Genomic DNA, 5,748 nt, shown 5'->3' with positions numbered 1-5,748 from the left:
GGAGTGGAGCCTGCGGAACGACCATCGGGGGCAGGAGTGGAGCCTGCGGAACGACCCTCGGACGCAGGCCCGGCAGGAGCGATAGTGGAGTTGTCAGCCATCGTGCGGGTCCCATCCGTCGGTCCATTCGGCGTGCGACATCCAGTGCGCTGCGCGTTCGGCTCGCTCGCGCACCGAGGCCACGTAGGCGGGGTCGGCGAGCGAACCCGACTGCGCGCCCAGGATGTTCACGTGGCCGATCTTGCGATCCTTGCGCTCACTCTTGCCATACAGATGCACTTTCGCATCGGGCATGCGGGCGAACAGGTGATGCAGCCGCTCGTCCATCGTCATCTCGGGAGCCTCGGGCGCGCCCAGAATGTTGGCCATCACCGTCAGCGGAGCGAGTGGATCGGTGTCACCGAGCGGGTAGTCGAGTACCGCACGCAGGTGCTGCTCGAACTGCGAGGTGCGACACCCGTCCATGGTCCAGTGACCGGAGTTGTGGGGTCGCATGGCGAGTTCGTTCACCAGGAGCTTGCCCGAGGTGGTCTCGAACAGTTCGACCGCGAGGTCGCCGACCACACCGAGCGCACCTGCGATGTCGAGTGCCAGCCTGCCTGCGAACGTGGCCACGTCCTCGTCGAGGTCGGGAGCCGGTGCCAGCACGACGGCGCACTGGCCGTTGCGCTGCACGGTCTGCACGACGGGCCATGCAGCTCCCTGGCCGAACGGCGACCGTGCGACCATGGCCGACAGCTCGCGGCGCATGGCCACCTTCTCCTCCACCATGAGCGGTACACCCAGGTCGAGTTGGGCAGTGACGATCGCCTCGGCTTCCTCGGCGTCGGCGGGCATCCACACTCCGCGCCCGTCGTAGCCGCCGCGAACTGCCTTGAGCACCACCGGCCACCCGTGCTCGTCTCCGAACGCGATCGCGTCCTGCGCCCACGAGACCTCGGCGTAGGCGGGGCCGGGCGCGCCGAGTTCGGCGAGCTTGCGACGCATCCGAAGTTTGTCCTGGGCGAAAATCAACGCGCTCGGCGGCGGTTGTACGTTGACGCCTTCTGCCACGAGAGTCTCGAGGTGCTCGGTGGGCACCTGCTCGTGATCGAAGGTGAGCGCATTGGAACCGGTCGCGGCCGTGCGCAGCGCATCGAGATCGTCGTGGTGCCCGAAGACGACGTCAGGGCTGACCTGAGCTGCCGGCTCGTCGGCCCCCGCGGCGAGGACGCGAAGAGTCTGTCCGAGCTCGATCGCGGACTGATGAGTCATTCGGGCGAGCTGACCACCGCCGATCATCGTCACCACGGGCATTCCGGTCGACGACGGGCGCGCAGCAGTGGGGCGCGGTTCGGTACCTGTCACGGCTCACCATGGTGTCATGTCGCGCGCATTCGGTACGACCCGGCGTCTGGCACGGAAGACGGCAAGCTGGGCGAGGACCTGTGGAAACCCTGATGATCGGAGCCTCGGTTCGGCGAAACCGGGGTGTGTTTCGTAGACTTCACCGTTGTGCCGACGATCGCAAGCGTGCTTCAACGCTTACCCACGCCCATTCGGGATCTCGCGATTCGGCACAGTGAGCTGATCAAGTTCGCCATCGTGGGTGGCACGACGATGGTCTTCGACCTCGTCATCTTCTATTCACTGAGCCTGACGGTGCTCGAGCAGAAGCCCGTGATCGCCAAGATCATCTCGGGTGTTCTCGCCACCCTGCTCAGCTACTTCCTCAACCGCGAGTGGGCCTTCAAGCATCGCGGCGGACGCGAGCGACACCACGAGGCACTGCTCTTCTTCGCGATCAGCGGCATCGGTGTGCTCATCGCAGCCGGCCCCCTGTGGATCGCGAACAACATCTTCGACATTCGCGACACCAGCGAATCCCTGACGACGGTGGTCATCATCGACTTCGTCCTCAACTACATCATCGGCAACCTGCTGCAGATGGCATTCCGGTTCTGGGCACTGCGCCGCTTCGCTTTTCCCGAGGACAATGCGCGGACGATCCTGGAAGTGGACGCCGAACGCAACGAGGACCCGACCGACGCAGCGGACGCACTCGACCAACCCTGAGACGCTCAGCGCGGCTCGCGTCGAGGCACGGCAGGCGACGGTTCACGCCACGCAGGCAGGAACACCGAGAAGAGCGCGGGACGCGTCGCTGCAATTCCAGCCTGCCGCCGTCCGCCTCGATCAGGGCCCGGGCCAGAGCGAGCCCGACACCGGTGGAACCGGCTCCGGAGAATCCACGGTCGAAGATGTGCGGAGCGAGTTCGTTGCTCACCCCCGGCCCCTCGTCCGAAACCTCGACACAGACCAGTCGTTCACGGCGTCTCTCGGTGCTCTCGACGGCCGAGACGGCCCGAACCGCCACCGTGCACGTCCCGTCTCCGTGCACCAGAGAATTGTCGATCAGTACCGAGACCGCTTCGCGTAACCGCGATCCGGTCACCGAGGCCTTCAGATCCACGTCACCCTTGATCACCAGGGTCCGTCCCGCGTCCTCGAAGTTTCGCTGCCATTCGACGATGGTGCCGATCAGTTCCTCGACGACCGAGACCTCGTGCGCGTCGGCCGCGCCGTCACTACGAGAGGATCGAACGAGCTCGTCGATGGCAAGGGTCAGTCGGTCCACCTGATCCATCGCCTCGTTGGCCTCGTCGACCACCGCCGGATCCGGGTGCGTCGAAATCTCGTCCAGGCGTAGGCGGACAGCGGTCAGGCGGCTGCGGAGCTGATGCGAGACATCGGCGACCAACGTGTGCTCACGCTGCAGCCGTCCGGCGATCTCGACGGTGGCCGAGTCGAGAACTTCCGAGACCCGATCGAGCTCGGCGATGCCGTGCCGTCGTGGGTCCGGCCGGAAGTCGCCCTCCGCCAAGCGAGCAGCTCGCCGCGCCACATCCTGCAGCGGATCGGCCAGCCGCTTGGCTGTCACGACGGCCACGACGGTGCCTGCCATCGCAGAGGCGAGAACGACGAGGGTCACCGCTCCGAGCGCCTGACGCTGAAGAGAACGCATGTCGTCGGACGGCACTTCGAGCCGAAGCGAACCCGAGGTACCCATCGACAGCGACTCCACCAGTGGTCGAGGCACGGAGGACTGTCCGATGTCCGCGCGCGATGCGGCATCCTCGGGGGTCGGGTAGATGACCACGAGCCGGCCACCCTGCGGGATCGCCAACCGGAGTGAGCCGATGTCGAGCTGGCCCTCGATCAGCCCGGTCGACCCTTCCTGCGAGATGATCTCCGCCGCCATTCGATCCAGGCGTGCCTGCAGGTCGTTGCGCGTGAAATCCTCCACCCACAACCAAGCGGTGTACATCAGCGGCAAACCGAGCAGCAACGCCGTCATGACGACGACAGCGAGAATCGAGACCAGAATTCGACGCCGCATCGACCGCTAGTCGCTGTTGATACGGAAGCCGACGCCGCGCACCGTCGCGATACGACGCTCGGCCACCGGTCCCTCGTCGCCGATCTTGCGACGCAGCCAGGACATGTGCATGTCGAGGGTCTTCGATCCGCGCAGCTCCGCGTCGCCCCAGACCTCACGCAGGATCACTTCGCGAGAGACGACTTGACCCGCATGGTCGAGCAGAACCTTGAGCAGCTCGTATTCCTTGTTGGCGAGAGATATCTCGCTGCCGCCGACCAGGACGCGTCGAGCAGCGGGTTCGAGGCGAATGGCACCGACCTCGATCGGGGAGTCCTCCCCGGCACCACGGCGACGAAGCAACGCACGTACGCGGGCCATGAGCTCGGCGAGCCGGAAGGGCTTGCCGACGTAGTCGTCGGCCCCGGCGTCGAGACCGACCACGAAGTCGACCTCGTCGGTTCGTGCGGTGAGCATGAGTACGGCAACCTCGGATCGGTTGGCACGCACCTGCCGACACACTTCGAGGCCGTCCATCCCCGGTAGGCCGAGGTCGAGTATCAGCAGATCGAATTTTCCGTCCAGCGCGCGTTGAAGGGTTGCGGGGCCGGTCTGTTCGACGGTCACCGTGTAGCCCTCGCGCCCGAGAGCTCGGGACAGGGGCGCAGCGATGGCTTCGTCGTCTTCGGCAAGCAGCACGTCGGTCACATCGGTCACCATACGGTTCGAAGGTGAGAACAGCCTGTGTTACCTGCGTTTTCCAGCTCGCCAACCGGGCTTGGACTCGGCAGCCGAATCCTCGGGCATCGGCTCGAACGCAGCCTCCCGGCCGTGCACGGATTCGCGGCGGTACTCCATCGAATCGAATACCTGCTGGTAGAGCAAGGAATGCACGCGTTGTACATGCGGAATGTCGTCGAACTCGAGTGGATCGTCCGATGCCGAGGCGATGATGAGCGTGCCGGTCCGCAACATCCGGTCGATCAGTCCGTGTCGAAACTGGACGTTGCTGATTCGGCTCATCGGAATGTCGATGCCGGAGTGGGTGAGCACGCCCTGCCTGATCAGCACTCGTCGATCGGTGACGATGAAGTGCGTGCACTTCCAGCTGATCAGCGGCACCAGGCAACGCCACACGACGATCGCCGCCCACAGCACAGCGGTGGCGATCATGGCGACGTTCGCAGCGGTCGATTCCAGCCGCGCACTCGCGACCCCGAGGCCGACGCCTGCCAGGCCCGTGACGAGCACGAAGGTCACCGACGGCAGGACGAGCATCTTCCAGTGGGGGTGATGATGAAGCAGGAGCTCTTCCTCGTCGGCCAACGCGTCCTGTGGATAAGCCACGTGCACTCCTGACTACTCGCTACGACTTCCGTCGAGTCGATATGGTCTCACGGGAGAGGTCGGAGATGAGTGACATCACCGGCCGCTACGGCCAGCACCGACGGCCGGTCGGACCCCGGTTGCTCGACCTCGATCACGATCCGGCCGTGCTCGTCGACGTCGACCGCGGTTCCGACCTTCTCGTCGCCGCCGGGCAGATCGACTCGCACGCGCTGCCCGATGGTGCCGCACCTCTCCCGGTACCGGTGGACGAGGCGTCGGTGTTCCAGTTCGAGTCCCGCCACGAGTCCACCTCGGCGGCCATTCCACGCAGAATCGCCCGAACCAACGTGTCGCGGTCGAGAACCGCGGCCCCCTCCAGCGCCAGTGACGTTGCCGTGGGCACCGGCAGCTCGTCGACCGTCATCGACACGTTCACTCCGAGACCGATGACGACAGTGGGCGACGGTCCGTGTGCGGCGACCTCGGCCAGGATGCCCGAGACCTTCTTGCCACCGATGAGGACGTCGTTGGGCCATTTCAGTCGAGCATCGACTTCACCGACGGTGCGCAACGCGTCGACCAGAGCGATTCCGGTCATGAGCGACACCCACCCGAGCACCGCCGGATCGATTCCCGGGAACTTCAGCAGCATCGACACCAGAATCTGTGACCGCGGCGCGCCGGAGAACGGTCGCGCGTGCCTGCCGCGTCCGCTGTCCTGATGTTCGGCGATCAGTGCCGTGCGGTCGGCGTAGTTCGCTGCCCCCGCGATCAGGTCGGCATTGGTCGAACCGGTTTCCGCTACCACGTCCACCCGCGACCAGGAGGCCTGCGGGCCGTCCACCAATGCCCGGCGAAGCGCGCGAACGTCCAGTGGTGGGCGGTCGAGGTTTGTCCACATGCGCACCAGCATATGGGCTCTTCCGACAGGCCGACGACCTCGGCGAACCACCCTCGGTCGGGGCGCAGATCACACTCGCAGTTAAAGTGGTTCCCCATGACCAGCGTCCAGGATTCCACTGCACACGGGTCGGCCGAAGCCCCCGATATCCATACCACTG

Annotated in this window: 4 protein-coding genes and 2 pseudogenes; 1 reads left to right on the top strand and 5 read right to left on the bottom strand. The window is 65.6% G+C overall.

Annotated elements, in window-relative coordinates:
* Nucleotides 1–93 precede the first annotated feature (93 nt).
* Nucleotides 94–1,347, bottom strand: a complete 1,254-nt coding sequence (locus RHBS_RS23300) for a 5-(carboxyamino)imidazole ribonucleotide synthase (RefSeq protein WP_128646524.1) — start codon at nucleotides 1,345–1,347, stop codon at nucleotides 94–96.
* A 147-nt stretch (nucleotides 1,348–1,494) separates the two neighbouring features.
* Here RHBS_RS23300 and RHBS_RS23295 point away from each other — a divergent pair, with 147 nt between their 5' ends.
* The gene (locus RHBS_RS23295) at nucleotides 1,495–2,055 is read left to right on the top strand and encodes a GtrA family protein (protein ID WP_183130195.1); all 561 of its coding nucleotides are present in this window, start codon (nucleotides 1,495–1,497) and stop codon (nucleotides 2,053–2,055) included.
* A gap of 5 nt (nucleotides 2,056–2,060) precedes the next feature.
* Here RHBS_RS23295 and RHBS_RS23290 read toward each other — a convergent pair.
* The 4 genes and pseudogenes from RHBS_RS23290 to RHBS_RS23275 form a co-directional block, all read right to left on the bottom strand.
* Nucleotides 2,061–3,379, bottom strand: a pseudogene (locus RHBS_RS23290) (sensor histidine kinase).
* A gap of 6 nt (nucleotides 3,380–3,385) precedes the next feature.
* Nucleotides 3,386–4,066, bottom strand: coding sequence for a response regulator transcription factor (locus tag RHBS_RS23285; RefSeq protein WP_121872536.1), 681 nt, complete (start codon nucleotides 4,064–4,066; stop codon nucleotides 3,386–3,388).
* A 39-nt stretch (nucleotides 4,067–4,105) separates the two neighbouring features.
* Nucleotides 4,106–4,705 (bottom strand): PH domain-containing protein, encoded by a 600-nt coding sequence (locus tag RHBS_RS23280; protein ID WP_237669608.1) that lies wholly within the window; start codon nucleotides 4,703–4,705, stop codon nucleotides 4,106–4,108.
* A gap of 47 nt (nucleotides 4,706–4,752) precedes the next feature.
* Nucleotides 4,753–5,588: pseudogene (locus tag RHBS_RS23275) on the bottom strand (biotin--[acetyl-CoA-carboxylase] ligase).
* Nucleotides 5,589–5,748: the final 160 nt, after the last annotated feature.

This window comes from Rhodococcus sp. BS-15 (genome assembly GCF_000813105.1).
In the GTDB taxonomy this organism is placed as follows: Bacteria; Actinomycetota; Actinomycetes; order Mycobacteriales; family Mycobacteriaceae; genus Rhodococcoides.
Note: the sequence above shows the minus strand (reverse complement) of the source record. Positions and strands in the feature narration are given on the sequence as shown.